Below are 24,546 nucleotides of genomic sequence, written 5' to 3'. Positions count from 1 at the left end.
CAACAATCCAACCACTTTATGGCACTTACAGTTAAGGATTTAGAAATACTCCAAACGCAGTGTCCAGACTATCGAATGGAGCTAGTGAATGGAGAGATTATTGTCATGAGTCCATCGGGGTATGAATCAGATGAAGTCACAGCAGAAATGATTCGACAGTTAGGAAACTGGGTTAGACCCAGAAAAATGGGTAGAGTGACTGCTTCTAGCGCTGGTTTCGTCTTACCGAACTCTGATACTCGTGCGCCTGATGTTTCCTTTGTGCAAGCAGAACGATTACGCCGCAGTCCCCGAAGCTTTGCCGAACTTGCTCCCGATTTGGTGGTTGAAGTTAAATCACCCAGCGACAGCATTACCAAACTCAGAACCAAAATTGATGAATTTCTTGAGCTGGGAACCAGAGTCGGTATTCTAATCAATCCAGAGCAAGAGTGGGTCGAAATTCGTCGTAGTGGAGAAGATCCGATCGTTCTTCACAACGGCGACACAATCACAGTCCCCGATCTTCTTCCGGGTTGGGAAGCCAAAGTCGAAGATCTCTGGTCGCCGCAGTTCGATTAAACGCTCGACTCATGAACGAAGCCGCTTAGCAGCACTATCCTGTCCAGCTTGATGCAGAATTAATTGCGTTACCTGGCCTTGTTGATCTTTGATGAACGTAATCTGAGCATCGACTTCTTTGGTAAAAAAGCGGGTTTCTGACTCAGGGAAAAGTTCTATCATAGGCTGACCCGTCGCCTGGGCGAAGAGGCGATCGCCTTCTTTAGTAATTGTCAGAATAAAGTTCGGAGAAAGTTCATAGCGTCCTACATAAGGTTCATACAGCTTGGGATTGACAACGATCGCTTTTCGCTCTTTTGGTGGCTCATGCTTCATTAGCGGAAACTGCTTCTCCAGAAGATGCAGTCCGATATCATCAATACTGTTACTGGAATTTGACAAAACTACGACTCCCAATCGCTTCTTTTTATCCAAGCCAATAAAGCTGCGATAGCCCCCTGTTCCACCGTTATGCCAAACAATTTCTCTACCGTACTTTCGGAAAATATGCCAACCCAAGCCGATGTCTAAATCAGGTGTTCCAGTTGGACGCTGAGCGACCTGCGTCCGCTGCATCGCAGGCACGAGATTAGACTCGATTAAGCCCAGATTTGCTGCCAGGAAATCTAAGAGATCCTGAGTTGTAGAGCGTAATGCTCCTGCCCCTGCCAAGGTTGGAAAATCCCAGCTTTTAGTAGGCTGACCTGTTGAAGTATGTCCTGTTGCGAGGCGCGATCGCAGCTCTGAAGATAACTGAATCTGAGTGCTTTCCATCTTTAGCGGCTGAGCAATTCGCGTTGTCACAAGCGTTTCGTAGTTCATTCCAGACTCTAAGCTGAGGATCTGTCCGAGCAAGCCAAATCCTAGATTCGAGTATTCGTACTTCGTTCCGATATCTCTGGTTAATTGATGCCTGGATAAGAATTCATGCAGTTGCTCAACGGTGTAATCTGCGTAAGGATTTTCGGGGTCTTGTGGATTGAAATTATCCGGCAGTCTAGGCAATCCAGAGGTATGTGTAGCGAGATCGATTAGCGTAATTTCCTTTCCGTTCCGGTGAGGAACGCGAACAGATTTGGGCAGAAACCTTGAGATTGGATCGCTCAGCCTGAGTTCTCCCCGCTCTACGCAGTCTGCTAACAAGAGCGCCGTAAACACCTTGCTAATCGAGCCAATTTCAAAAACTGTATTCCCATCAGGCTTGCGAGAATCTGATTGCGCCAATCGTCCATGACTAACAATTTTGCGTCCTTCAGGTGTAATCAGTCCGACGACGATGCCCAGACTTTGTTTTTCCTGGTCAATGCGGCGTTGCAGAATGAGTTGCACTGCGTCAACGGATAAATCAGATTGAGGTAGTTTTGCTTGAGCGAGTGATCTCAGTTGCATCAGTCCAACCCCCGCACCTGCTAGAGCTAAAGCGATCCAAGGAACAGAAGATTTGATCATTGATCGTCTACCAATTCGATTCACATGACCACGACCACATTAGAGAAGATTTTGGCGTGTTAGCTCAAGCGATCGTGCATCATCCGATCATATGATCGAGCAATCTCGCTCCAATGCCTGCCGCAACAAATCTCGATAATCGCGATTGTTGATGACATAAGCGCCAAACCGCTCTAAGTGCGGATTCATCATCTGCGCATCAAATAGAACGAAATTGCGCGATCGTAAATGTTCCACCAGCTTCACCATCGCCACTTTCGAGCCGTCCGGGATCCGAAAGAACATCGATTCCCCAATAAACGCTCCCCGCAGCGACAATCCCAAAATACCACCCGCAAGCTGATCGTCTTGCCAGGTTTCAAAGCTATGCGCCCAGCCTGCTTGATGCAACGTCCAGTAAATTTCCTTGAGGTCATCTGAGATCCAGGTTGATTCACGATCGGCACAACCCTCGACTACCGCCTCAAACGCTTGATTAATTGCCACGGTAAATCGATTTTGATTCAATACCCGTCGTAGCGATTTGGGATATTGAAACCGCTCATCTAGAGGAATCAAAGTTCGTTCACGACTGGTATACCAGGCTAAATCTTTACCTGACTCATTCGACATCAAGAAATAACCTTGAGCGTAACCTTCAAGAATCGAAGGCACATCAATTCGCATAACCTAGCTCCGAAAGGCGTTGTAACAGGGATACTGAAACGATATAGTTTGAATAGCCTTGTTTGGGGGAAAGTAGCATGATTGAACCCATCCCACCGATTACGTTACCGCCCGCGAAGCATCCGGAGCAAGAAGCGGTTTGGCTTGAACAAAAATTGCTGCGGTGGCTCGATGAGGAATTTCTCCCAGAACCCGCCAACCGAAGAATTGCAGAACGGGCGGCCCAAATCTACAAGCGCCACCGCATGGAAGACGAAAACGATTTGGGGTCGCTAGTAATTGCGATTATTGCAGAGATGCAATCGTTCGACTTTTCTGACAGTTTTTATGGAGAATTCGCGATCGCTAATGCCGTGAGCGATTTACTCATGGAGAGTTTAGGGGTCGATCGCTGTTGTGGACAGTGAGATTTTGGATTTTAGATTGATTAATCCAAAATCCAAAATCTTTTTACCAGCTTGATTTCACTACGCCAGGCAGTAATCCAGCGTGTGCCATTTCCCGAATACAGTGCCGTGACAGTCCAAAGTCACGGTACACAGCTCTCGGACGACCGGTTGCCCAGCAGCGATTTCGTACCCGGACTCTTGCGCTATTGCGTGGGAGCTGTTGAATTTTGCGATGAATTTCTAGCTTTTCGGTTTGAGTCGTGGCAGCCGCAAACTGTTCCTTCAGAGCCGCACGCTTTTCTGCGTACTTCTCGACGGTGCGTTCGCGCTTTCTCTCACGCTCAATCATGCTTTTCTTAGCCATGAATGATGTTTGACCTTCTGATAAAAGACACTATTTTTGATTCTACTCAAAAACTGCAGCTTTCTACGAGGTTGTGCGAGATTCCTTCAGGCTTTTCTTTGCTGGCAGAGCGGCGAGAGGGGCGGACGGGCAAAGATCAGCGAGAACACAACAATCGCACTGTGGATTCCGAGCGTTACATACAGCCCGACCGTGATATACCAACCGAATCGACCAGTTTTCCCAGTCCGGTTGCGGTAAGAGCTTCATCAAATCCCGCTCAACCTTCACAGGCTCGGTGTTCTTGGTTAAACCTAATCGATACGATAATCGCTTGACGTGCGTATCGACTGTAACCCCCAAGTTCACGCCAAACGCATGAGCCGAAACGACATTTGCAGTTTTACGGGCAACACCAGGGAGACTGGTGAGGTCTTCCATCGATCGCGGCACTTCCCCGCCATACTTTTCCATGATGATGCAACAAGCCGCCTGAATATTTTTGGCTTTGTTGCGGTAGAAGCCGGTTGATCGTACTAATTCTTCAAGCTCAGAAAGATCAGCGCCTGCCAAAGCCGCCGCATCGGGAAAGCGGCGGAACAAGGCAGGCGTGACGGTATTGACTCGTTCATCGGTGCATTGAGCCGCCAGGATCGTTGCCACCATTAATTGAACTGGAGTGTCATAATCCAACGTGCAAGGAGCTTCTGGATAAAGCTTTTTCAGTCGTATCAAGATCTCTAATGCACGTTGTTTGGTTGCAGAAAGTCGTCTAGTTGTCACTGTGGAATGAGATTCACCGTGTCACGGATGATCAGAAAAACGCCTAATCCCAGTAATAGCATTAATCCGGTCTGCATCACGCCGTCCTGAATGCCAGACGGAACAGGTTTACCGCGAAGACCTTCTACCAACAGGAATGCAAGTTGTCCGCCATCAAGTGCGGGAAGCGGCAGGATGTTGATAATCGCTAAGTTGATGCTGATTAATGCTGTGAAGTTGAACAAGCTAGCAAAGTCAGTTTTAGCGATTCTTGCACCTGTTGCCACGATCGCAACTGGTCCAGCCACTTGATTTGCAGTGTTACCAAAATTGCTAATCAGTTGCCCAAAGCCTTGCACCGTCAAGACAACAATTCGCTGAAACTCGTTTGCCGCCATCGTGAAAACTGCAATTGGGTTACTGGCGCGTTTGTAGTAAACGATTTTTCCATTTGGTTGAGTTTTAAAGTGCGGCTGCAATTTGACTCCGATCTTGCCTTTGCCGTTGTCGTCTTGTGGCGTAACATTAACCGTCACAGGCTGCCCTTTGCGCTCGATCGACAACTGCAACGGTTTTCCGGGGCTCGTCTCGATCGTTTGTCTGAGCGTATTCATCGCAGCATCAGATGCACCGAGCGATTTGCCGTTAATCCCAACGACAACATCTCCGTTTTGGATGCCTGATTGAGCAGCGACACCTTCCGCGATCGCTTCTGGCACAATCACACCGGGATTGTACTCAATTGCGGGCAGTCCGACGAATGCCATTTGTCCGACCAAGATAAAGTAAGCAAATATCAGATTCGCGATTACGCCAGCGCTGATGACGATCGCGCGATCGAGTACCGGACGATTTTTTAACAAATTCGGGTCATCTGGCGGAATCGTACTTTCTGGGTCATCGTCAGGGAATCCAACAAAACCCCCAAGCGGCAGGGCGCGAAGGGCGTATTCGGTTTGTTCACCCTGATATCTCAGCAAGATCGGGCCAAAGCCGATCGAAAAGCGATTTGCATAAATTCCCTGAAGCCTTGCCGCCAGGAAATGACCGAGTTCATGTACAAAGATCAGAACTGCCAGAAGAAGAATAACCGCCAGAACAGACATAAGCAGTAAAAGTTAAGGCTCGATGAAGAACGTTTTTCTTATTCTAGAGGTTTCGTCTTGCCGTTACGAATCTTCACGGCACAAATCGGTAGAAAGGAGTAGTTCACGATCGTTACTGTATCCGGGTGAATTGAGCTTCTGAACTACAATAAAGCCAACTCGTACAAGGAAAAGTCTCATGAGTCAGCTAAATACTCAGGTGCAGCTGGAAGCCTGGATTTCGATGTCTTGGGAAGAGTTTATCCGAATCACTGAGACTCCTGCCTATGCCAAGGTTAAGGCTTACTATTACAACGGACGAATGAGGCTCGAAGAAATGGCAGCACTGGGTAATCCGCATTCTCGTGATCACTACATTGTGATTGCTGCTATATCAATTTTCACCGGGATTCTAGGTCTTGATATTGATGGTCATGATAATTGCACCTATCGCAAAACTGGGTGCGCTGAAGTTCAGCCCGATGTGTCGTTCTACGTGGGTGAAAATGCAGAGATTGTACCCTGGGAAGCGACGATCATCGATCTGGATCGGTATCCTGCTCCAGATTTGGTAATTGAAGTTGCGTACTCCTCTTTGGCCGACGATCGCGGTGAAAAACGCTTGCTCTACGAATCGTTAGGCGTGAAGGAATACTGGATTATTGATGTGCAGAATGCGAGTATTTGGGCATTTGCGGTTGCCGATCGTGGAAGTCGGCGGATTGACTGTTCGATCGTTCTACCCGGTTTAGAAATTGCGGTCTTGGAAGAAGCCTTTCGCCGCAGTCGGGAGATGAATCACGGCAAGGTGAGTGCTTGGCTGATGAATCAGTTTCAGTCTGAGATGAGTTGAGTTTGGAGTGTGATCGTTCTCTTCGCTTTGGAGTTATTGGAGGAGCGATCGTGTTGTTGCATGATCTGAAAATACCAGCCTTGAATACAACAAAAAATCCCAATTCCAACTCGAAACGTAATCCTTCCCCCTCTCGATCGCATTATTCCACCTCAACGCACGATCGTTCCTGCAAAAAGTGTGAACGTTCTAGTTCAATTGATGAAAGTTCTTGCTCTCAACGTGAAAGTTCTCGCTTAAAGCATGGAAATTCGTGCAAAAAGTGTGAACGTTCCAGTCTGCAATAGGAACGTTTACACCTTTTAGAGAATAGTTGTATGTTGAAACACGATCGCTGGACAAAACGATCGCACAATCTCCATTTTTTACAGCACTTCACGACCCAAATAAGGCTGCAATGCCTCCGGAACTTTCACTGTTCCATCCGCTTGCTGATAGTTTTCTAAAATTGCTGCCATCGTTCGTCCGATTGCCAATCCCGATCCATTCAGCGTATGCACAAATTGTGTTCCTTTCTGCCCCGCTCCCTTAAATCGAATATTGCCCCGACGCGCTTGGAAGTCCATAAAATTCGAGCAGCTTGAGATTTCGCGGTATGTTCCCGCTGATGGTAGCCAGACTTCAAGGTCATAACATTTTGCTGCACCGAAGCCTAAATCTCCGGTGCAAAGCTCGATCGTGCGATATGGCAGTTTCAGCACTTCTAAAATCGCTTCTGCATTTCGCACTAAGCTTTGATGTTCCTGCTCGGAAGTTTCAGGATGCACTAGCTTTACTAACTCAACTTTATTGAACTGATGCAGTCGAATTAAGCCGCGTGTATCTCTGCCATAGCTGCCTGCCTCACGACGAAAACAAGGCGTATAAGCACAGTGATGAATTGGTAATTGTTCGGCAGGAATGATCTCATCTCGGTATAGATTTGTCACCGGAACTTCGGCAGTCGGAGCTAACCACAAATCATCGTCAGAACATTTGAAGCTTTCTTCGGCAAATTTGGGTAACTGCCCGGTTGCAGTCATCGATCGAGAATTAATCAACACCGGAGGTAGCACTTCCACGTAACCCGCAGCAATTTGCTGATCCAACATAAGTTGAATCAATGCCCGCTCTAACGCCGCACCCGCACCCATCAGAATTACAAATCGGCTCTGAGCAATTTTGGTTGCCCGTTCTGTGTTGAAAATTCCAAGCTTTTCAGCAATCTCGTAATGGGGTAGAACTTCGATCGCGGGCTTAAACTCATCGCCCCATCGCTTCACTTCCACGTTCTCGGTTTCGTCTTTGCCGATCGGTGTCGTCTCACTCGGCAAATTCGGAAACGTCAACAATAGCGTTTCAATCTGATCGCGAATTTCTTTTTCTCGCGGCTCTAACTCGCTCAATTTTGCCTTCAGTGCATTTCCTTCTTCGCGCAGAGGCTGAACTTCTGGATTTTTCGGATCAGCCTTCATCATCTGACCAACCAGCTTCCCGATTTCGTTGCTGCGGGCTTGGAGTTGCGATCGCTCAACCTCTAACTCGCGACGCTGCTGATCGAGCGAAACGATCGCAGAAATGTCATAGCTACCCCCGCGCTGATTCAGCTTGGTTTGCACAAGGTCAGGATTTTCACGAATTAGCTTCAGGTCAAGCACAATACAACTTCCAAAACGATAATTTTCCGGGCAAAAACGCCCAACAATCAGGATACATCGACATTGTAGAGATGAATCGGAGAAGCCGGAGTGCGATCGTAGCCTTATGCATCAAATCAGTCTTAACAAAGCGAAACTAATATCTCGATAAATATCTCAATCATTTGTTACAAGCTTGAGTTTTGCTTCTATCTCTGAAAAGTTTTACAAATCAATCAGTAAGCCAGTTCTGGAAATCTTAAGAAATAATTAACTTAAACAAACTACACACTCATCGGTTAAATCTTCTCAGCAAATCAAGTAAATCTTAGCCTTGATTCCGTGAAATCCCTGATTTAGCAACACTTTCGTCAAATAATTCGTTGGGCGTGATACAAATCAATAACTTGTAACAAAATCAGACGCTACAGCATTGTATAAAAGGAAATCGAAGGGGAAAACAACAAAACAAACCCGCTTAAAACACCATCTGAAATAGGGTTCGCACTTTCTCATAGAAATGTGACAGTCTCTCAGATTTCTAACAAAACTCAACATATCGAGTTTTTGAGGAGCGTTCTTAATTCAGAGCGTGGCGTTGTATTCCCCCAAGTCCATCAACCCTCCAAATGGCTTCAGAAACACCTTCCAGTTCTGAACCAAATCGAACTCATACCCAGTTTTTAGGAGAATTCCAATGTTAGATGCATTCGCAAAGGTGGTCTCTCAGGCTGACGCTAAAGGCGAATTCCTGAGCGCTGGTCAACTCGATGCCCTGACCGCAATGGTTCGTGACGGCAACAAGCGCTTGGACGTTGTTAACCGCGTCACCAGCAATGCTTCCACCATCGTTGCTAACGCAGCTCGCGCATTGTTTGAAGAGCAACCCCAACTCATCGCACCTGGCGGTAACGCTTACACCAACCGTCGCATGGCTGCTTGTCTGCGCGACATGGAAATTATCTTGCGCTATGTAACCTATGCAGCCATCGCTGGTGATGCTAGTGTTCTCGACGATCGCTGCTTGAACGGTCTGCGTGAGACCTACCAAGCATTGGGCGTTCCTGGTGGCTCCGTTGCTGCTGGTGTTGGCAAGATGAAAGACGCTGCGATCGCAATTGCGAATGACCCCAACGGGATCACCAAGGGTGACTGCAGCTCGCTGATGTCTGAATTGGCTAGCTACTTTGATCGCGCTGCTGCTGCAGTTGCGTAAATTTCTAGCGCAATCTCCTTTGCTATTTGCCGATTGCATCGGGACAATAGCAAAAATCCAAACTTTACTTTTTTCTTAACGATAAACCCAAAGGGAGAGACCAACAATGAAGACCCCGATTACTGAAGCGATCGCTGCTGCTGATACCCAAGGACGTTTCTTGAGCAACGCTGAAATGCACCAAGTGTATGGACGCTTCGAGCGCGCTGCTGCTGCAATGGAAGCTGCACGTGCCTTGACCAACAACGCTCAAAAGTTGACCGACGGTGCTGCAAATGCGGTTTACCAAAAGTTTCCTTACACCACCCAAATGCAAGGAAACAACTTCGCAGCAGATGCTCGTGGTAAAGCAAAATGCTCCCGTGACATCGGCTACTACCTCCGCATGGTGACCTACTGCTTGGTCGCTGGTGGAACGGGTCCGATGGACGAGTACCTCGTTGCTGGTTTGGCTGAAATCAACAGCACCTTCGATCTGTCTCCCAGCTGGTACGTTGAAGCTTTGAAGCACATCAAAGCGAACCATGGTTTGGGCGGACAAGCCTCGGTTGAAGCGAACGCTTACATCGACTACGCGATCAACGCTCTGAGCTAACATCGCCTTGCCCGGAAAGGTATGCGGTTCGCTGGCAGATGCTGGCTATTGTTTACCCTTCCGGGCATTGTTTTATCAAAATTCGGGTTAGCGATCGGCGATCGGGATTGCTCATAAGCCTGATGGCTGAACGCTGACGCAGTTTGAGTCTGTAGAATTACGTTCGCCGTTGACTTTGGAGAACTCGATACAATGGCTATTACAGCAGCAGCGGGGCGGCTTGGAACCGCGCCTTTCCAGGAAACTCCCAAGGTGGAACTTCGCCATCCTTGGACAGAAGGTGATGTAGAAGCAGTGGTTCGTGCGACTTATCGTCAGGTGTTGGGCAACGATTACCTGATGAAGTCTGAGCGATTAACAGGTGCAGAGTCGCTGTTACGCAACGGCAAAATTACGGTCAGAGAATTTGTCCGCGTCGTCGCAAAATCAGAACTATATAAAGAGAAGTTTTTGTATAACAACTTCCAAACGAGAACGATCGAACTGAATCACAAACATTTGCTCGGTCGTGCTCCGTTTGATGAAGCAGCAGTGATTGAACACCTGGATATTTATCAAAACCAAGGGTTTGATGCTGAAATCGATTCTTACATTGACTCGGAAGAATACGAAGCAAACTTTGGCGACAATGTTGTGCCGTACTACCGGGGCTTCCAGTATGAAACTGGCGCGAGAAGCATCGGCTTTACGAACTTGTTCAAGCTGTATCGTGGGTATGCGAACAGCGATCGTTCTCAAGCGGGTGGCAATAACACTCGCTTGGCACGGAACCTAGCAAGAAATGAAGCTTCGACGATCGCGCAACCCTCTCAATCAAGTGGCGGTTGGGCACACTTCAGCGCTTCCAGCGATATTGCACCGAAGAAGGCACTCGGCGGTTCGTATGGCGAAAGTGGCCGGATCTATCGGCTCGAAGTTGCTGGCATTTTAGGTGCTGGCTATCCGAAAGTGCGTCGCTCCAGCACCGCTTATCTGCTCCCTTATGAACAACTGTTGCCGAAGATGCAACAGATTCACCGCACTGGCGGAAGAATCGTGAGCGTTACACCCGCGTAGATTCCGCTGAATCGAGGATTAGTGGTCTAGTCCTCGATTTTTCACTTGCAATACAAGGAGTTTCAAATCATGCTCGGTCAAACCGCCGTTGGCAGCGCCGCAACCACTCAATCGGGCGCTCGAATGTTTCGTTATGAAGTCGTCGGCTTGCGCCAAAACGATCAAACCGATCGCAACAACTATCAAATTCGCAATAGCGGCAGTGTGTTCCTCACCGTGCCCTACAACCGCATGACCGAAGAGATGCAGCGGATTGCTCGCTTGGGCGGTCGCATTGTCAGCATCACCCCGCTGACACAGGCAGACACATCTGCAAATCAAGAGTAAGTCAACCTTAACCTCATCGAACTATCGTGCTGGAATCTACGCCCGATCTTGAATCGTCACCTGAAGCACTCGGAGCCGAACCGTTAACGGTAGAGCAAGCGATCGCAAATTTATCCGATACCGATACAAGTTTGCGGTACTACGCGGCTTGGTGGCTGGGGAAGTTTCAGATCAAAGATTCGAGGGCGATCGATGCGTTGATTCGGGCATTGGAAGACGAAGACGATCGCACCGAAATGGGCGGCTACCCGTTGCGGCGCAATGCAGCACGGGCATTGGGGAAATTAGACGATCGTCGAGCGGTTCCTGGGCTGACTCGCTGCCTTGAGTGTGATGACTTTTACGTACGGGAGTCAGCGGCTCAAGCCCTGGGATTGCTCGGTGATGCATCTTGTGTTCCTCAATTGATGACGCTCCTTGAAGGTGGAATCGAGGTTGCACAGTTTGTTCCAGATCGCCCACATCTAGTGCAGCCCGTTGAGGCAGTGCTAGAAGCGTTGGGGGCATTAGGAGCAACGGAAGCGATCGATCTCGTTCGTCCGTTTCTCAATCATTCGGTGGCACGAGTTCAGTATGCTGCGGCGCGATCGATGTATCAGCTTACTCACGATCCGGTTTACGGAGAGCAGTTGGTACAAGCGCTACAGGGGAATGATGTGCAACTGAGACGATCGGCATTAGCAGACTTGGGCGCGATCGGATATATTCCGGCGGCTGACGCGATTGCCGCTGCTCCGGTAGAAAACAGCTTTAAGCTGCTGTCTTGTAAAGGCTTGCTTGATTATCATCTGCGGGAAACGGGCGATCCGCTTTCTTCAGATGCCATCAAGCTCATGACCCTCATGGATCAATTATTGTGAACGGTAAGCGGTGATTCGGGAGCGAAGCTCTCGAACCTGGATCGCCAAATTGCCCCCTCACGAGGACTCTATGATTGCAACTGATCCCACAATTCAATCGCTGATTCAAGCGGTCGAAGCAGCAGACTCTCCTGCCAAATTGGTTGGAGCCGTTCGCGCTTTGGCGCAAGCACGATCGACCGCAGCCATACCGACGCTGATTCGCGCGCTTGGGTTTAACAATCCGGGTGCAGCATTAGCGGCGGTTTCTGGTTTAGTGGCGCTGGGTGAAGAAGCAGTGCCCGACTTGTTAGCGCAAATTGATGGCTATAACTATGGGGCGAGGGCTTATAGTTTACGAGCGTTAGCGGCGATCGCTGACCCACGTGCCCTAGACGTATTGATCAAAGCGGCAGAAGCAGACTTTGCACCAAGCGTCCGGCGAGCAGCTATTAAAGGATTGGGACAACTACGCTGGCAACAACTTGAACCCACAGAACGCGAATCAGCTCAGTCTCAAGCTTTGAAAACACTATTGTTGGTTGCTCAGGATGCAGATTGGGCAAATCGCTATGCCGCGATCGTGGGGCTACAAAGTTGGATTACTTCTGCGGATTTAGTCAATCGATCCAGTGCGATCGATCAACTCGATCAGCTTGCTCAAACAGATCCTGATGGTGCGGTTCGGGCTAGAGCCACACTTGCGAAACAACACCTTGCTTAAACTTATTGGGTTTCTCTAATGGCAATCCCACTTCTAAACATTAATCCAAAAACACAGAATCAGCGCGTTAATGGTTACGACGTGCTTGATGAAGATGATCCAGTGATTTATCGCCTTGCGGATGCACGATCGGCGGAAGATCTCGATCGTTTGATTTGGGCAGCCTATCGCCAGATTTTTGCGGAACAACTAATTCTCAAAAGTCATCGTCAGGTCAACCTAGAATCGCAATTACGCAACCGTAGGATCAGCGTTGCTGATTTCATGCGCGGGTTGGGTAAGTCTGACGTTTATCGCGAATTAGTTGCTGACACAAACTCGAACTATCGCTTAGTTGATATCACCCTGAAGCGCTTTCTGGGACGAGCTTCTTATGGTCAAGATGAACAGATCGCAAAATCGATCGTCATCGCCACCAGAGGCTTACATGGTTTCATTGACGACATTGTTGATAGCGAAGAATACCGCGAGAACTTTGGCGATGACATTGTGCCGTATCAACGCCGTCGCTTAGAAGGTCGTCCGTTTAACTTGAGCAATCCCCGCTATAGCGACTTCTGGCGCAATCGGCTTTTAGAACGTGAGTTGGCGACTCGCTCCTACTATCAAGTTCGCAGCTACAATGCTGGCGACTTGGATAGAACAGTGATTCGTCAAGCGATTCCGTTTACGTTCTTGAACATGGCACAAGGCATGAGTACACCGCATCTCGATACACAACGCCATGTGGCAAGAGCAACATCGAGCGCGGTTCAAGTACCGGATTCAAGCCGTGAAGCTGCTGCGGTAACGAAGCCGACCGTGAGCCGTCCGAAGGTTAATTTGCCGTATAGCTATCTTCCCAACACTCCGAAAGTTTAGTTTAGAGTTTTTGGGAAAGTGCGATCGCGAAACGTTTCTAGCTTGAACTCGATGAGTCTTTCCGCTTCGGAATGAACGGATTGCTGCCCCCTAAATCTCCCATTCTGGGGAATTTCGAGCCAAAACTCCAATTCAAAGTCCCCCACTCGTGGGGGATTTAGGGGACTTCTCCGAATTCACAACCGCAGCGAACCCCGTATAAATTCTTTACCCTTGATTTACCATGTCGATCCCTCTACTTGAGTACAAGCCCTCCTCGCAGAATCAGCGAGTCGATGGGTACGAAGTTCCAGGCGAAGATACTCCCTATATCTATCGGCTCGAAGATTGTGTCGATCAAACGGATATCACTGATCTGATTTGGGCAGCTTACCGCCAAGTGTTCAGTGAGCACGTCATCCTGAAAAGCAGCCGTCAGACCAATCTGGAATCCCAGCTAAAAAATCGGGCAATTACCGTTCGCGATTTTGTACGCGGATTGGCAAAGTCTGAAACATTCCGATCGCTCGTGATCGATAAAAACTCAAACTATCGCCTAGTTGATGTCGCCCTAAAACGCCTACTCGGTCGCTCAGCCTACAACAACGAAGAAACGATCGCATGGTCGATCAAAATCGCCACGTTAGGTTGGGGTGGTTTCGTTGATGCCTTGCTCGATAGCGAAGAATACAGCACTGCTTTTGGTGATAACACCGTCCCCTCTCAGCGTCGGCGTTATAAAGGTCGTCCGTTTAACCTGGTGACACCGAGCTATGCGGATTACTGGCGCGATCAAGAAGAAGCCGGACGCTACAAGTGGGGCGACATCAACAACTTCCGCGACTTAGCACGATCGCTGAGCATCAAAATGGTCGAACACAAACCCGTCTCCACCGAGAACATTGCGATTCCCGACATGACCCGCGAATTAGTCGGTAGCACTCCGGCTTCGATTAGCACTGGTGCTAGCTTCCCGTTGCGATAACGATACTGTTTCAACAGACGTAGTAAGGAGGTTCTTATGGGTACGACGCTTCCATTGTTAGAGTACAGACCGACGACCCAGGATCAGCGCGTCCAAAGCTTTGGCAAAGCTGATTTGAATGAAGATAGCCCGCATCTCTATCGCATCGAAGACAGTTCGACTCCGGCTGAAATGGACACGCTGATCTGGGCAACCTATCGGCAAGTGTTTAATGAGCAGGAAACGTTGCAGTTTAATCGGCAGATTACGCTGGAAACTCAACTGAAGAATAGATCGATCACAGCCCGCGATTTTGTTCGAGGCTTGGCAAAATCAGAACGGTTCTACCGTCTGGTTGTCGAAGCGAACAATAACTATCGCTTGGTCGAAGTCTGCTTAAAGCGGTTACTGGGTCGATCGCCCTACAACAAAGAAGAAACGATCGCCTGGTCAATCCAAATCGCAACGTTGGGCTGGAGCAAGTTCGTAGATGCGTTGCTCGATAGCGAGGAGTACAGCGAAGCGTTTGACGACAACACCGTTCCGTATCAGCGCAAACGAGTAACCGAACGCCCTTACAGCTTCACGCCGCGCTATGGAGCCGATTATCGCGACCGACTCCCCAAACAAGGCGAACTGAAATTCGTTCAACAGTTCAGACCGCAGTTTGAGCAGTTTGAACGATTCAACTGGGAGAAATTCGTCACAACCTCAGACTGGAAAACGGTTACGGCTGTTTCCGTTTCGACGTTGGGCTTGATTTTCTTCCTGTTACTGTTTTTCGCGGTGAACGGTTCGATTGGATAAATGCTCACAAGGGTACTACTTTCGGACACCAGACGCGAGATAATGGTTTCACGCGACTTGGATTTCTAATCATAAAAATCCATCCAAAATTTACCGCCGTTTATATTACGAGGGAGATTCTGACATGGCATTGCCATTGTTAGCTTACAAGCCGACCACCCAAAACCATCGGGTGAAAAATTTCGGCATTGCTGACCAAAACGAAGATACTCCTTACATCTATCGAATCGAAGATGTAAGCTCTTCAACGGATATGGAAGCTCTGATCTGGGCTACCTATCGTCAAGTGTTCAGCGAACATGAAACGCTGAAGTTTAACCGCCAAGTGACTTGCGAATCTCGTCTGAGAAACGGCGCAATCACCGTGCGCGATTTCATTCGTGAACTGGCAAAATCCGAGCGCTTCTACAGCACCGTTGTAGAAGTAAACAACAACTATCGCTTAGTGCAAATCTGCCTCAAGCGGTTCTTGGGTCGGGATTCCTATGACCGCAACGAGGAGGTTGCTTGGTCGATCGTTATCGGAACCAAAGGATTCAACGGATTCGTTGATGCCTTGCTCGACAGCGAAGAGTACACCAACACTTTCGGTGACTACACTGTTCCGTATCAGCGTCGTCGTATGGAGGCGCGTCCGTTTAACTTGGTCACACCGCGTTACGGCGAAGACTTCCGCGACACGGTGGGAACTGTGAAGAACGATTGGCAGTTTGTGGTGCAGAACTACTACTCCAAGCGCTCTCAAGAACGCCGTTTGCCCGAAGGTGATCCGCGTCGCTTCCTCAGTGTGGCAGCCTCGATCGCGCCTAAATCGAACTATGGCAGCGTCGTAACTTCTGAAGACTACATGAGCAAAGTGCCGAACCGCAGCCGTCGTTAATTTCGTCGATCGTGGTTTAGCTGTAGGCTCGATTTTCGATTGCAGTCTGTTTTAAGCAGATTGGAGTCGAGAGTCGAGCCTACTTGTTTCTAGAATGAAGTTGCCGCAATCGGTCAATCGCCATGACTTAAGCAACGATCGCATCATTTCTCCAACTTTTCCAGACTTACAGCTAACAGCTACACAAATCTTTCAAGCCTCTACTTAGATTTTAGAAACTCCTGAACCACTTGTTTTACATCTTCTTTCTTTCCATCCACTCGATAGTTTAATTCCTGCATCGTTTTATCAGAAATCAAACCACCAAGCTGATCTAAAACTTCTCTGAGTTCTGGATGTTTTTGGAACGTATCGCGCCGAACCACTGCTGCCGCTTCATACGGTGGAAAATAACGTTTATCGTCTTTTAGAACTGTTAGATCAAGTGTTGAAAGTAAGCCATCAGTTGTGCTTCCCGCCACGATATCGACTTGTTTATCTTGCAGCGATCGATACAACAATCCCAAATCCATTACTTTCGGTTGAGATTCAAATTTCAGGTTATAAGTCTTCGCTAGTCCAGGGAATCCATCTTCACGATTGAGGAATTCAGGCCCAAATCCCGCACGCCATTTTGGCGTATAAGCTGATGCTTGTGAAAGGGTTTGAATCTTCAGCTTTCTTGCATCTTCGCCACGAATGACCATTGCAAATGAGTTATTAAATCCAAATGGCTTTGACCAGGTTAATTGGAAATCTCGTTCAAATCGACTTTTTACGGTTTCAAATGTCTGCTTTGGATCGCTTTCTGCTCCTAGTTTTAGAATTGCAGTGTAAGCAGTTCCGGTGTATTCAGGATAGATATCGAGTTCGCCTTTTTGAATTCCAGTTAAACAGACAAATGTTCCACCTAAATTGAATTTACGATCGACCTTAATATTCGTTTTGCGCTCGATTTGCTGCGCTAGAATTTCGCCTAAAATAATCTGCTCGGTAAAATTTTTTGAGCCAATTACCACACGATCGCCACCGCCTTGACACGCGACGATCGACACCATTAAACAAATCGCTAAAAGTCCTAAAGCTAGAAATCTTTTCATTTTCTAATCGTCAAACGTCTCTCAATCCAACCTAAACCCCAATCTGCACCCAGCGCTACGATCGCTGCCGGAACTGCACCCGCGAGAATGAGTTGATTATCAACGATCGCAACCCCCCGAAAAATAAATTCTCCTAAACCTCCCGCGCCGATTGCCGATGCGATCGTTGCCAATCCTACCCCAATCACGGTTGCCACTCGAACACCAGACAAAATTACACCCATTGCTAACGGAAGTTCAACTTGAAAGAGTAACTGTCGATCGCTCATTCCCATTCCGCGCCCCGCTTCTCGGACTGCCGGATCAACGCTATTAATTCCGACAACTGTATTCCGAATAATCGGAAGTAATGAGTACAGCACAAGCGCGACGATCGCCGTTCTCGCCCCAATTCCCCCAATAATCGGAATCGGCAGCAGAAAGCCAAACAGCGCCAAACTTGGAACCGTTTGCATCACATTGGCAAATCCTAAAATCGGTTTACCTAAAGCTGGACGGCGTGTTACTAAAATTCCGAGCGGAATACCCATCAGAATCGCAATCGACAGTGCGGCCCCGACCAAAAACAAATGTTGTCCAAGCCGTTCTAAAATCTCATCGCCGTAGCGCTTCAAGAATTCCATTCGGTTACGCTCATAAAAGCTTGGGCTTCGGGATGGGTCGATCGTGCAAATTCCTGGGGCGTTCCTAATTCAACTAATTGCCCTGCCTGCATCAATCCGATCCGCGTTCCTAGCTTAAATGCCTCTTGAATATCATGCGTCACAAAGACGATCGTTTTTCCTAATTGCTGCTGCAATCGCGCAAATTCTCGCTGAAGTTCTACTCGTGTAATTGGATCTAATGCTCCAAACGGTTCATCCATTAATAATATCGGTGGATCAGCCGCCAGCGCTCGTGCAACTCCGACTCGCTGTCGTTGTCCACCGGATAGCTGATGCGGATAGCGATGCTTAAACCGTTGCGGTTCTAATCCAACCAGTTCCAATAACTCAATCACACGCGACTGAATTCGATCCGGCTCCCATTTCTGAAGCGAGGGCACCACTGCAATATTCTGCGCCACTGTGAAATGCGGAAACAGCCCAACTTCTTGAATCACATAGCCAATCTGCCGCCGCAGTTGAATCGAATTCCAGTCAAGGGTCGATCGACCATTTACCCGCACTTCTCCCGCTGTCGGAACGAGCAAATGATTGATCAATCTCAGGGTTGTCGTTTTGCCGCAACCGCTCCGACCCAGTAGCACGATCGTTTCTCCCGGAAAGATCGTAAAGCTCAGATCTGAAATCAGCCGCTTTTGATTGAGTTGGTAAGAAACTTGGCAGAATTCAACGGCACTCATTTATGAACATCTTCTAAGGGTCTTGCACCCATCATTACTCACAACCGTAGGCACTTTGCTGGCGACATTGACGTTCGGATTGAATTTCACCGTTCAAGTCCTTCAGCGATAACACTGTAAAGTGATAAAACTTTCGTCCCTGGTTTGGCTGCTTAAACTCTGTAGTCCTGTAGGCAAATGTTCTTCCACGATAGAATCGCTTTTCAATTCCGGTATAGTCTACTCGCGCTACATACTGCGATCGCCGAAAATCCTCCGAAACCGCAGTGTTAAACATCTGCTGAATCAATCCCAAATTCTCGCGAGTAAATCCTGCAAATGATTGTGCAGTTCCAAGCGCGATCGTTTCTTTTTGCGATCGTTGATCTTGGCGATCGGGACTCATCGAAAACACGATCGTTCCGTTCGGCAGCTTGCCTTCACTCGTGTAAAAGGGTAGGCCACTGAGTTCTGCAATCCCTCGCTTCAGCGGCGACATCATTGATTGTTTCGCGACCCGATTCTTAACGGTTTGCACCGTTTCCCCTGGTAAAGCATGAGCAGATTGAGACAAGCTAAACACCAGGGTGAAAGCTGCGGTGATGGAAAGAAGCTGTCGTTTCATGTGAATGAATTGTGATTGAACATAAGATTCTACATCGCACGATCGCACAACTCCAGATCACAGCAATGTAATTCCTAAGACAGATTTGCCCAGGGTTTACAGTCGTATCCTGTACTATCCAAACAGGTTTACACGAAGGACTTCAATCATGTCGATCGTACTGGTTCAGCTTTTAGTCATTGGATTAATTGCAGGCATTGCAGGCGGGATGTTTGGCATCGGAGGCGGAGCGATTATGGTTCCCGCAATGGTGCTAATGCTGGGGATGGAGCAAAAATTCGCCACGGGAACCTCAGTTGCAGCCCAAATTTTACCCATCGGAATTCTTGCCGCGATCGTCTATCAGCGCAGCGGTAATCTTAACTGGAAATACGCCGTCATTATCGCGATCGGGCTTGTAGTTGGCAACCTTTTTGGTGCTCTATTTGCCAATCAACCCTTTATTAGCGGAGAAACGATGAAAAAACTCTATGGTGTGTTTCTCTTAGTGATTGGATTGCGTTACCTACTCTATCGTTGATATCAGTCTCTTTTGGTACTCCTTTTCTGTTACCAGATCGTGATTGCTTGCAACCCGATCAAGAAACACAATCCCATTAAAATGATCGTATTCGTGCTGAAAGATTCGTGCCACGAAATCGGTCATTTCCAGTTTTTGCCGCTTGCCGAAGCGATCGTAAAACTCAATTTCGATCGCTTGATACCTCGGCACGTTTCCCCGAATTCCCGGAATGCTCAGACACCCTTCCCAACCTTTCACCATTTCATCTGAATGCGCCAAGATCTTTGGATTAATCATCGGGGTCGGCTCCATCGAAGGCGCATTCGGGTAACGCAGATTGGGACGTGATGCCACAATCATTAATTGATAAGACTCTGCAACTTGAGGTGCAGCAATTCCCACTCCGTTCGCTTTCTGCACCGTTGCCATCAGATTCTCAACCAACCTTTGAATGCGATCGTCTTGGATAGGTTCAATCGATCGCGCCTTTTCTCTGAGAACTGGATGCCCTAACTCAATAATGTCGAGAATCTCACCCATTTTTACCCCCAAAAATGCAAAGAACTCCGAATTCAACATCCGGAGTTCTATCGTACTCACTGACGCACTAGGGTGTGTCGCTGCCGCCACCCTGAGCGGTTCGAGTTGGAAATGCTCCCGGCTGAACACTCACCGTTGTTGATCGACCATTTCGGTTAACTTCGACTTGCAGCGTTCCCCCGATCGACGCATTCTCGACCGCTTGCTGCACTTGCTCTGCCTTTGTCACAGCCTGCCCGTTAATGCGCTTAATCACATCACCATCACGTAATCCACTCCTTGCTGCCGGAGAATTCGGCTGAACTCGGAAGATCACAACACCCTGATCATCCTGCACCCGGAAACCAACCTGCCGATCGCTGTTGATTTGCTGTCTCAACTCCGGAGTCAATCCCCGCATCTGAATTCCCAAATAGGGGTGATCTACGCGCCCTTTTGTGATCAACTGCTGCGAAATTCGTTGCGCTGTATTAATTGGAACTGCAAATCCCAACCCTTGTGCGCCACCAATAATCGCCGTATTCATCCCGACCACTTCGCCGCGCTGATTCAACAACGGGCCGCCAGAATTCCCCGGATTAATCGCGGCATCGGTCTGGATAAAGTTGACTCGCTTATCTGGAACTCGCACTTCCGAACTCGATCGACCCGTCGCACTAATAATTCCAGCCGTCACGGTGTTATCCAATCCGAGCGGATTGCCAATCGCGATCGCCCATTCTCCCGGTTTCAGCGTATCTGAATTGCCTAGCGCCACGGTCGGTAGATTACTCCCCTGCACTCGAATGACTGCCACATCGGTGAGCGAATCTTGCCCCACAACTTTACCGCGCAATTCTCGTCCGTCTTTCATCGTCACACTCACGGTATCCGCACCACTGACAACGTGAGCATTGGTTAAAATCAACCCGTCTGAGCTAATAATGAACCCTGATCCGGTTCCTCGTTCTACCCGGCGTTGAGTCGATGGAATATCCGCGCCAAAGAACTGCCGGAAAAAGGGATCGTTAAAAACTTCGGGCACTCGCGATTGCACAGTACGAGACGCATTGATTCTTACAACCGCAGGACCTACCCGCTCAACCGCTGCTGCAATAAAATTCGGGTCAGTCGTTGCTGCAAATGCGCCTGTACGATTTTGCGCCACGATCGTATTAGTCTGAGCCGTATTAGTCTGAGCCGTATTAGTCTGAGCAATGGCAGGCGGCGAGAAGGTGTTTTCAGAGAGCAAACGGTTTCCTGCAAGCACCGTACCCGCCCCAACTAAAGGCAGCATGAAATAAATTGCAGACTGTTTCCAAGTATTTCGAGATGTCGTCATCAGTGATATATTCTCCTTCTCCTTAATGGTGCGTCCCTAGTCAATTAAAAAGCTCATCTATCTCTTATTCTGAGGAAAAAGACGCGAGATGAGAACGCGCTGAGCGATAGACACTTCCAATGTAATTAGCCCATGTGACGATCAAACGGCGTTTTGGTTGCAACTGTTCCATACTTTTTAGGGTTTTACGGCTCCAAATTTGTCATTTCAACTTCATGAGGAACACACAGCGTTGACAACTGACGTTGATATCTTGTTAATCACAGGTGAATGAATGGTAAGAGCAGGTTGCTGCTAGAGCGAATTAAGGTTTTTGATCTATTGGGTGTCGATCGAGCGATGATACCGTCCAGATCGCCACTATCGCTCTGTGCAGATAATCTGCTTCTTTTTTTTATGATAGCGGATCGTTAATTTTAACCAAAATTCCACTCAAATTGAGCCACTTGACAAGCTTTAATTCAGTCGAATGACAATCTTGAAAAATCTCATTTCATTCATCAAGAATTGATTCCAAATTAAAGAATCGATCCTGTCTTATGCCGGTGTGATAAATCAGCAATGCCAGTGTAATATGAATGGGGCAACTGGCAAGGCGCTAAATTTGTCTTGGTTTAGCGGGCTTGTTAGTGTCACAAAATACGATTGCTGTCCACCTGATTTAGATTTCGGATGAATGACTAAAAAGAAAAAGATTGAGCCATTAATGGGTGAAGCCCTGCTCAAAAAAGTAAAAGAACTCGATCATCTCAATAAAGAAGAAAAAGCTAAAGAGTGCGGCTATTACACGGTGACAAAAAACGGTGTAGAGCGCGTGAATATGATGAAATTCCTGAATGCACTAATTGATGCGGAAGGAATTGAGCTAGATGGAAAACAAGGCACAAGTGGTCGAGGTGGTCGGAGCGCAAGCTATCGAATCAGCGTACAGTCTAATGGAAATTTGCTGATTGGGGCAGCGTATACTAAACAAATGGAGTTGAAGCCTGGAGACGAATTTGAGATTTCTCTAGGTCGAAAACATATCCACTTAAAACAACTCGATCGAGAAGAACTCTCGGCTTAAACAAATGGAAAACATCGATTGGACAACGGCGATTCCGGCAGGTCTTGCGATCGCAATTTTTCTAGGTGGAATGCTGATGATGTTTACTGGCATTTGGACAAGCAGAAACAAATAGAAAATTCCTGCTTGTCTAGGTCTAGTTCAATACGCCAAATTGAGGGGCAAGTCCGGTTTTGATCGGGTTTGCCTCTTCTGTATGAGGGAGATATGGCATTAAACGCACGCGAGTTAGAGCAAGATTGCACGCTAAGGTAATGCCTTCTTGCTCTAACAGTCCCAGCACATGATCTGGATTGGCGCGATCGATCACAGGAAGCTGATGCAAGCCGCGAGTTGCCATACGATCGAGCGCATCGGTGAGCGGTTCATCCTGATAGGCATAGAGAATATCGGTTGTGCAAACTTCGGCGATCGTGCGTTGACTCAATCCCTGTTCTGCGTGATGCGGTTCGGTTTCCCAGCGCGCGATCGCCCGATTGATATCTTGCAGCGTGATAATGCCGATCAGGTGTCGGTCGTCGTTCACCACTAGCGCACTGTGCGTTTGATGTTGAATCAGTTGCAATCCTGCTTCTAGCAATGGAGTCAATTCCGCAACCTGCAAAAACCCAGGCTGCATCGCTTCTGCAACCAATAGATTTCTGAGAATTTCTTGCTGATAAAGCGTGGAATTTGGCACTTGATCGGGATCGCGTTTTGCTTCGATTTGCTGTAAGTTCGAGGGCTGTTCTGGACTCGATTTAAACAAGTTGACGAGCCAGACGCTTAAACCCACGGCTGCCATCAGCGGCAAAACAATTCGATAATCACGCGTCATTTCAAACAGCAGCAGAATCGCCGTTAAGGGAGCGTTCACACTTGCTGCCAGCACAGCCGCCATTCCGACCATTGCATAAGCAGGCGGTGCAGCAATACTTGTCGCAAACATCGGCAATACTGAAGGTAAGACTTTGCCATAAGCGGCTCCGAGCGATGCGCCCAAAAACATGGCGGGCGCAAAGATACCACCCACTAATCCACTGCCCAAACTAATTGCCGTCAGCAACAGCTTAACCACCAATAAAGTAATCAGCAGCACCAGCGAGAACTGTACATCTCGCAGCATCGCTTCTACAGTGTCATACCCCACTCCGAGAATTTGTGGCAGTTTCAGCGCCACCACCCCAACACATAGCCCTCCTAGAATCGGCTGAACTTCACGCGGAACTTTTGCCATCCAGCTTGAACCCGGAAGCTTTCCCTTAAAGAAGTCGCTTGAACACTTTAATAAGTTTGTATAAGCGATCGACACCACACAAGCAAACAGTCCCAACCCCAAATAAAGCGGCAATTCTAAAGGACTTCGTACTTCATACGCAGGCAGATCAAAGGCAGGTTGCCCGCCCAGACCAATCTGAGCAATTAGCGCTGACACCACCGCAGAGAGTAGAACAATGCTAGCGGCTGAGGTCTCAAATGTCGTGCCTAGTACCACTTCCAGCGCGAAGAACACGCCCGCGATCGGCGCATTAAATCCGGCTGCCAGTCCGGCTGCGGCTCCTGCTCCTAAGAGTAAGCGTTGACGATCGCGGGACACTTTCAGCAGTTGACCCACAAACAAGCCAAAATTCGCTCCTACCTCGACGCTTGGGCCTTCAGGCCCCAGTGATGCTCCAGTTCCAAGAGAAATGGCGGCGGCGATCGTTTTCGCGATCGGGCGTGTTGCTGACATTTCCTTGCCTGCTTGCACGGCTGCAATGAGGGCAGAAATTCCCGGACTGAATTCTTTCGTTAACCAGCGAATCAATCCGACTAAGACACCCCCCAAAGTAGGGACACAAGCTAGAGTCCACGCACCAAAATGACCGATCGTTCCCATCAGGTCTTCAAGTGCGAGACGATGCACGAATTCAATTAAATAGCGAAACGTAAGCACCCCCAAACCAGCCCCACCACCGATGACGACTGCCAGAATCAAAACGATCGTGTCGGGGTGCGGTTGGAGGCGATTAAATAGTCCAGTGAGGCGAGATGGAGGAGAATTTGAGGAGTCGGGCAGCAGAACTTTGGGTGTCAGGGTCGAGGGCACGGCAGGGGGGGAATAATAAGATTAAATTTTATTTCTCCTTCTCATTGTGGGCGATCAAAGCCAGACAAGA

28 protein-coding genes are annotated in these 24,546 nt (G+C 48.3%); 15 read left to right on the top strand and 13 right to left on the bottom strand.

What is annotated here, in order from left to right:
• Positions 1 to 18: 18 nt before the first annotated feature.
• Positions 19 to 561 (top strand): Uma2 family endonuclease, encoded by a 543-nt coding sequence (locus tag NC980_RS00670; RefSeq protein WP_190378571.1) that lies wholly within the window; start codon positions 19 to 21, stop codon positions 559 to 561.
• Positions 562 to 570: 9 nt separating this feature from the next.
• Here the strand turns inward: NC980_RS00670 and NC980_RS00665 are convergent, their stop codons facing one another.
• Together NC980_RS00665 and aat are read right to left on the bottom strand one after the other, a co-directional pair.
• On the bottom strand, positions 571 to 1,989 hold the full coding sequence (locus NC980_RS00665) for a serine hydrolase (protein WP_199298664.1): 1,419 nt from the start codon (positions 1,987 to 1,989) through the stop codon (positions 571 to 573).
• A gap of 87 nt (positions 1,990 to 2,076) precedes the next feature.
• Positions 2,077 to 2,655, bottom strand: a complete 579-nt coding sequence (aat, locus tag NC980_RS00660) for a leucyl/phenylalanyl-tRNA--protein transferase (RefSeq protein ID WP_190378570.1) — start codon at positions 2,653 to 2,655, stop codon at positions 2,077 to 2,079.
• Positions 2,656 to 2,732: 77 nt separating this feature from the next.
• On the opposite strand from aat, the gene NC980_RS00655 reads away from it, so the two are divergent.
• Entirely contained in the window at positions 2,733 to 3,062 is a 330-nt protein-coding gene (locus tag NC980_RS00655) for a hypothetical protein (RefSeq protein ID WP_190378569.1), read from the top strand.
• A gap of 43 nt (positions 3,063 to 3,105) precedes the next feature.
• Here the strand turns inward: NC980_RS00655 and rpsN are convergent, their stop codons facing one another.
• The 3 genes from rpsN to rseP all read right to left on the bottom strand — a co-directional run bounded on the left by rpsN (position 3,106) and on the right by rseP (position 5,255).
• Positions 3,106 to 3,408 (bottom strand): 30S ribosomal protein S14, encoded by a 303-nt coding sequence (rpsN, locus tag NC980_RS00650; RefSeq protein WP_190378568.1) that lies wholly within the window; start codon positions 3,406 to 3,408, stop codon positions 3,106 to 3,108.
• A 63-nt stretch (positions 3,409 to 3,471) separates the two neighbouring features.
• Entirely contained in the window at positions 3,472 to 4,170 is a 699-nt protein-coding gene (gene nth / locus NC980_RS00645; RefSeq protein WP_190378567.1) for an endonuclease III, read from the bottom strand.
• Complete coding sequence (gene rseP / locus NC980_RS00640; protein WP_190378566.1) at positions 4,167 to 5,255, bottom strand: RIP metalloprotease RseP; 1,089 nt, start codon at positions 5,253 to 5,255, stop codon at positions 4,167 to 4,169. The genes nth and rseP overlap by 4 nt, the downstream gene beginning before the upstream one ends.
• A 178-nt stretch (positions 5,256 to 5,433) precedes the next feature.
• On the opposite strand from rseP, the gene NC980_RS00635 reads away from it, so the two are divergent.
• Positions 5,434 to 6,087: a Uma2 family endonuclease gene (locus NC980_RS00635; protein ID WP_190378565.1), complete on the top strand. Its 654-nt coding sequence runs from the start codon at positions 5,434 to 5,436 to the stop codon at positions 6,085 to 6,087.
• Between the two features lie 365 nt (positions 6,088 to 6,452).
• On the opposite strand, the gene serS is transcribed toward NC980_RS00635, so the two are convergent.
• The gene (gene serS / locus NC980_RS00630; RefSeq protein ID WP_190378564.1) at positions 6,453 to 7,724 is read right to left on the bottom strand and encodes a serine--tRNA ligase; all 1,272 of its coding nucleotides are present in this window, start codon (positions 7,722 to 7,724) and stop codon (positions 6,453 to 6,455) included.
• Between the two features lie 676 nt (positions 7,725 to 8,400).
• On the opposite strand from serS, the gene NC980_RS00625 reads away from it, so the two are divergent.
• From NC980_RS00625 to NC980_RS00580, 10 genes are all read left to right on the top strand, one after another.
• A complete protein-coding gene (locus NC980_RS00625; RefSeq protein WP_190378563.1) occupies positions 8,401 to 8,919 on the top strand; it encodes a phycocyanin subunit beta in 519 nt (172 codons plus the stop codon).
• Between the two features lie 106 nt (positions 8,920 to 9,025).
• On the top strand, positions 9,026 to 9,514 hold the full coding sequence (gene cpcA, locus NC980_RS00620) for a phycocyanin subunit alpha (RefSeq protein WP_190378562.1): 489 nt from the start codon (positions 9,026 to 9,028) through the stop codon (positions 9,512 to 9,514).
• 192 nt (positions 9,515 to 9,706) lie between these two features.
• Positions 9,707 to 10,570: a phycobilisome linker polypeptide gene (locus NC980_RS00615; protein WP_190378561.1), complete on the top strand. Its 864-nt coding sequence runs from the start codon at positions 9,707 to 9,709 to the stop codon at positions 10,568 to 10,570.
• A 69-nt stretch (positions 10,571 to 10,639) separates the two neighbouring features.
• Complete coding sequence (locus tag NC980_RS00610) at positions 10,640 to 10,897, top strand: phycobilisome linker polypeptide (RefSeq protein WP_190378560.1); 258 nt, start codon at positions 10,640 to 10,642, stop codon at positions 10,895 to 10,897.
• Between the two features lie 26 nt (positions 10,898 to 10,923).
• Positions 10,924 to 11,757 (top strand): HEAT repeat domain-containing protein, encoded by an 834-nt coding sequence (locus tag NC980_RS00605; protein ID WP_190378559.1) that lies wholly within the window; start codon positions 10,924 to 10,926, stop codon positions 11,755 to 11,757.
• Positions 11,758 to 11,827: 70 nt separating this feature from the next.
• The gene (locus tag NC980_RS00600; protein ID WP_190378558.1) at positions 11,828 to 12,460 is read left to right on the top strand and encodes a HEAT repeat domain-containing protein; all 633 of its coding nucleotides are present in this window, start codon (positions 11,828 to 11,830) and stop codon (positions 12,458 to 12,460) included.
• A gap of 18 nt (positions 12,461 to 12,478) precedes the next feature.
• A complete protein-coding gene (locus NC980_RS00595) occupies positions 12,479 to 13,321 on the top strand; it encodes a phycobilisome rod-core linker polypeptide (protein ID WP_190378557.1) in 843 nt (280 codons plus the stop codon).
• A 223-nt stretch (positions 13,322 to 13,544) separates the two neighbouring features.
• A complete protein-coding gene (locus tag NC980_RS00590; RefSeq protein ID WP_190378556.1) occupies positions 13,545 to 14,285 on the top strand; it encodes a phycobilisome rod-core linker polypeptide in 741 nt (246 codons plus the stop codon).
• Positions 14,286 to 14,321: 36 nt separating this feature from the next.
• Entirely contained in the window at positions 14,322 to 15,071 is a 750-nt protein-coding gene (locus tag NC980_RS00585) for a phycobilisome rod-core linker polypeptide (protein WP_190378555.1), read from the top strand.
• A 124-nt stretch (positions 15,072 to 15,195) separates the two neighbouring features.
• Positions 15,196 to 15,951, top strand: coding sequence for a phycobilisome rod-core linker polypeptide (locus tag NC980_RS00580; protein ID WP_190378554.1), 756 nt, complete (start codon positions 15,196 to 15,198; stop codon positions 15,949 to 15,951).
• Between the two features lie 200 nt (positions 15,952 to 16,151).
• Here NC980_RS00580 and NC980_RS00575 read toward each other — a convergent pair whose 3' ends face one another.
• From NC980_RS00575 to NC980_RS00560, 4 genes are read right to left on the bottom strand one after another with little or no spacing between them, the layout of a single operon-like run.
• On the bottom strand, positions 16,152 to 17,030 hold the full coding sequence (locus NC980_RS00575) for a glycine betaine ABC transporter substrate-binding protein (protein WP_190378553.1): 879 nt from the start codon (positions 17,028 to 17,030) through the stop codon (positions 16,152 to 16,154).
• A complete protein-coding gene (locus tag NC980_RS00570; RefSeq protein WP_190378552.1) occupies positions 17,027 to 17,653 on the bottom strand; it encodes an ABC transporter permease in 627 nt (208 codons plus the stop codon). The genes NC980_RS00575 and NC980_RS00570 overlap by 4 nt, the downstream gene beginning before the upstream one ends.
• Positions 17,641 to 18,375, bottom strand: a complete 735-nt coding sequence (locus NC980_RS00565; protein WP_190378551.1) for an ATP-binding cassette domain-containing protein — start codon at positions 18,373 to 18,375, stop codon at positions 17,641 to 17,643. Before NC980_RS00565 ends, NC980_RS00570 begins: the two co-directional genes overlap by 13 nt.
• A 34-nt stretch (positions 18,376 to 18,409) precedes the next feature.
• Positions 18,410 to 18,979, bottom strand: coding sequence for a hypothetical protein (locus NC980_RS00560; protein ID WP_190378550.1), 570 nt, complete (start codon positions 18,977 to 18,979; stop codon positions 18,410 to 18,412).
• A gap of 148 nt (positions 18,980 to 19,127) precedes the next feature.
• Between NC980_RS00560 and NC980_RS00555 the strand changes: the two genes are divergently transcribed.
• Positions 19,128 to 19,499 (top strand): sulfite exporter TauE/SafE family protein, encoded by a 372-nt coding sequence (locus NC980_RS00555; RefSeq protein ID WP_190378549.1) that lies wholly within the window; start codon positions 19,128 to 19,130, stop codon positions 19,497 to 19,499.
• Here NC980_RS00555 and def read toward each other — a convergent pair.
• Both def and NC980_RS00545 read right to left on the bottom strand, forming a co-directional pair.
• A complete protein-coding gene (gene def / locus NC980_RS00550) occupies positions 19,485 to 20,021 on the bottom strand; it encodes a peptide deformylase (RefSeq protein WP_190378882.1) in 537 nt (178 codons plus the stop codon). The two genes, NC980_RS00555 and def, sit on opposite strands and share 15 nt — an antisense overlap.
• A gap of 67 nt (positions 20,022 to 20,088) precedes the next feature.
• A complete protein-coding gene (locus tag NC980_RS00545; protein WP_190378548.1) occupies positions 20,089 to 21,342 on the bottom strand; it encodes an HhoA/HhoB/HtrA family serine endopeptidase in 1,254 nt (417 codons plus the stop codon).
• 676 nt (positions 21,343 to 22,018) lie between these two features.
• Between NC980_RS00545 and NC980_RS00540 the strand changes: the two genes are divergently transcribed.
• Entirely contained in the window at positions 22,019 to 22,408 is a 390-nt protein-coding gene (locus NC980_RS00540) for an AbrB family transcriptional regulator (RefSeq protein ID WP_190378547.1), read from the top strand.
• A gap of 136 nt (positions 22,409 to 22,544) precedes the next feature.
• Here the strand turns inward: NC980_RS00540 and NC980_RS00535 are convergent, their stop codons facing one another.
• Positions 22,545 to 24,476, bottom strand: coding sequence for a chloride channel protein (locus NC980_RS00535; RefSeq protein WP_190378546.1), 1,932 nt, complete (start codon positions 24,474 to 24,476; stop codon positions 22,545 to 22,547).
• Positions 24,477 to 24,546: the final 70 nt, after the last annotated feature.

This window comes from Leptolyngbya sp. AS-A5 (assembly GCF_039962495.1).
In the GTDB taxonomy this organism is placed as follows: Bacteria; Cyanobacteriota; Cyanobacteriia; order Leptolyngbyales; family Leptolyngbyaceae; genus Leptolyngbya.
Note: the sequence above shows the minus strand (reverse complement) of the source record. Positions and strands in the feature narration are given on the sequence as shown.

What these genes read in the sequence shown, in the direction of transcription:
- NC980_RS00670 (WP_190378571.1), top strand. Translation starts at nt 19, where the DNA reads ATGGCACTTACAGTTAAGGATTTAGAAATACTCCAAACGCAGTGTCCA.
- NC980_RS00665 (WP_199298664.1), bottom strand. Translation starts at nt 1,989, where the DNA reads ATGATCAAATCTTCTGTTCCTTGGATCGCTTTAGCTCTAGCAGGTGCG.
- aat (WP_190378570.1), bottom strand. Translation starts at nt 2,655, where the DNA reads ATGCGAATTGATGTGCCTTCGATTCTTGAAGGTTACGCTCAAGGTTAT.
- NC980_RS00655 (WP_190378569.1), top strand. Translation starts at nt 2,733, where the DNA reads ATGATTGAACCCATCCCACCGATTACGTTACCGCCCGCGAAGCATCCG.
- rpsN (WP_190378568.1), bottom strand. Translation starts at nt 3,408, where the DNA reads ATGGCTAAGAAAAGCATGATTGAGCGTGAGAGAAAGCGCGAACGCACC.
- rseP (WP_190378566.1), bottom strand. Translation starts at nt 5,255, where the DNA reads ATGTCTGTTCTGGCGGTTATTCTTCTTCTGGCAGTTCTGATCTTTGTA.
- NC980_RS00635 (WP_190378565.1), top strand. Translation starts at nt 5,434, where the DNA reads ATGAGTCAGCTAAATACTCAGGTGCAGCTGGAAGCCTGGATTTCGATG.
- NC980_RS00625 (WP_190378563.1), top strand. Translation starts at nt 8,401, where the DNA reads ATGTTAGATGCATTCGCAAAGGTGGTCTCTCAGGCTGACGCTAAAGGC.
- cpcA (WP_190378562.1), top strand. Translation starts at nt 9,026, where the DNA reads ATGAAGACCCCGATTACTGAAGCGATCGCTGCTGCTGATACCCAAGGA.
- NC980_RS00615 (WP_190378561.1), top strand. Translation starts at nt 9,707, where the DNA reads ATGGCTATTACAGCAGCAGCGGGGCGGCTTGGAACCGCGCCTTTCCAG.
- NC980_RS00610 (WP_190378560.1), top strand. Translation starts at nt 10,640, where the DNA reads ATGCTCGGTCAAACCGCCGTTGGCAGCGCCGCAACCACTCAATCGGGC.
- NC980_RS00600 (WP_190378558.1), top strand. Translation starts at nt 11,828, where the DNA reads ATGATTGCAACTGATCCCACAATTCAATCGCTGATTCAAGCGGTCGAA.
- NC980_RS00595 (WP_190378557.1), top strand. Translation starts at nt 12,479, where the DNA reads ATGGCAATCCCACTTCTAAACATTAATCCAAAAACACAGAATCAGCGC.
- NC980_RS00590 (WP_190378556.1), top strand. Translation starts at nt 13,545, where the DNA reads ATGTCGATCCCTCTACTTGAGTACAAGCCCTCCTCGCAGAATCAGCGA.
- NC980_RS00585 (WP_190378555.1), top strand. Translation starts at nt 14,322, where the DNA reads ATGGGTACGACGCTTCCATTGTTAGAGTACAGACCGACGACCCAGGAT.
- NC980_RS00580 (WP_190378554.1), top strand. Translation starts at nt 15,196, where the DNA reads ATGGCATTGCCATTGTTAGCTTACAAGCCGACCACCCAAAACCATCGG.
- NC980_RS00575 (WP_190378553.1), bottom strand. Translation starts at nt 17,030, where the DNA reads ATGAAAAGATTTCTAGCTTTAGGACTTTTAGCGATTTGTTTAATGGTG.
- NC980_RS00570 (WP_190378552.1), bottom strand. Translation starts at nt 17,653, where the DNA reads ATGGAATTCTTGAAGCGCTACGGCGATGAGATTTTAGAACGGCTTGGA.
- NC980_RS00565 (WP_190378551.1), bottom strand. Translation starts at nt 18,375, where the DNA reads ATGAGTGCCGTTGAATTCTGCCAAGTTTCTTACCAACTCAATCAAAAG.
- NC980_RS00560 (WP_190378550.1), bottom strand. Translation starts at nt 18,979, where the DNA reads ATGAAACGACAGCTTCTTTCCATCACCGCAGCTTTCACCCTGGTGTTT.
- NC980_RS00555 (WP_190378549.1), top strand. Translation starts at nt 19,128, where the DNA reads ATGTCGATCGTACTGGTTCAGCTTTTAGTCATTGGATTAATTGCAGGC.
- def (WP_190378882.1), bottom strand. Translation starts at nt 20,021, where the DNA reads ATGGGTGAGATTCTCGACATTATTGAGTTAGGGCATCCAGTTCTCAGA.
- NC980_RS00545 (WP_190378548.1), bottom strand. Translation starts at nt 21,342, where the DNA reads ATGACGACATCTCGAAATACTTGGAAACAGTCTGCAATTTATTTCATG.
- NC980_RS00540 (WP_190378547.1), top strand. Translation starts at nt 22,019, where the DNA reads ATGACTAAAAAGAAAAAGATTGAGCCATTAATGGGTGAAGCCCTGCTC.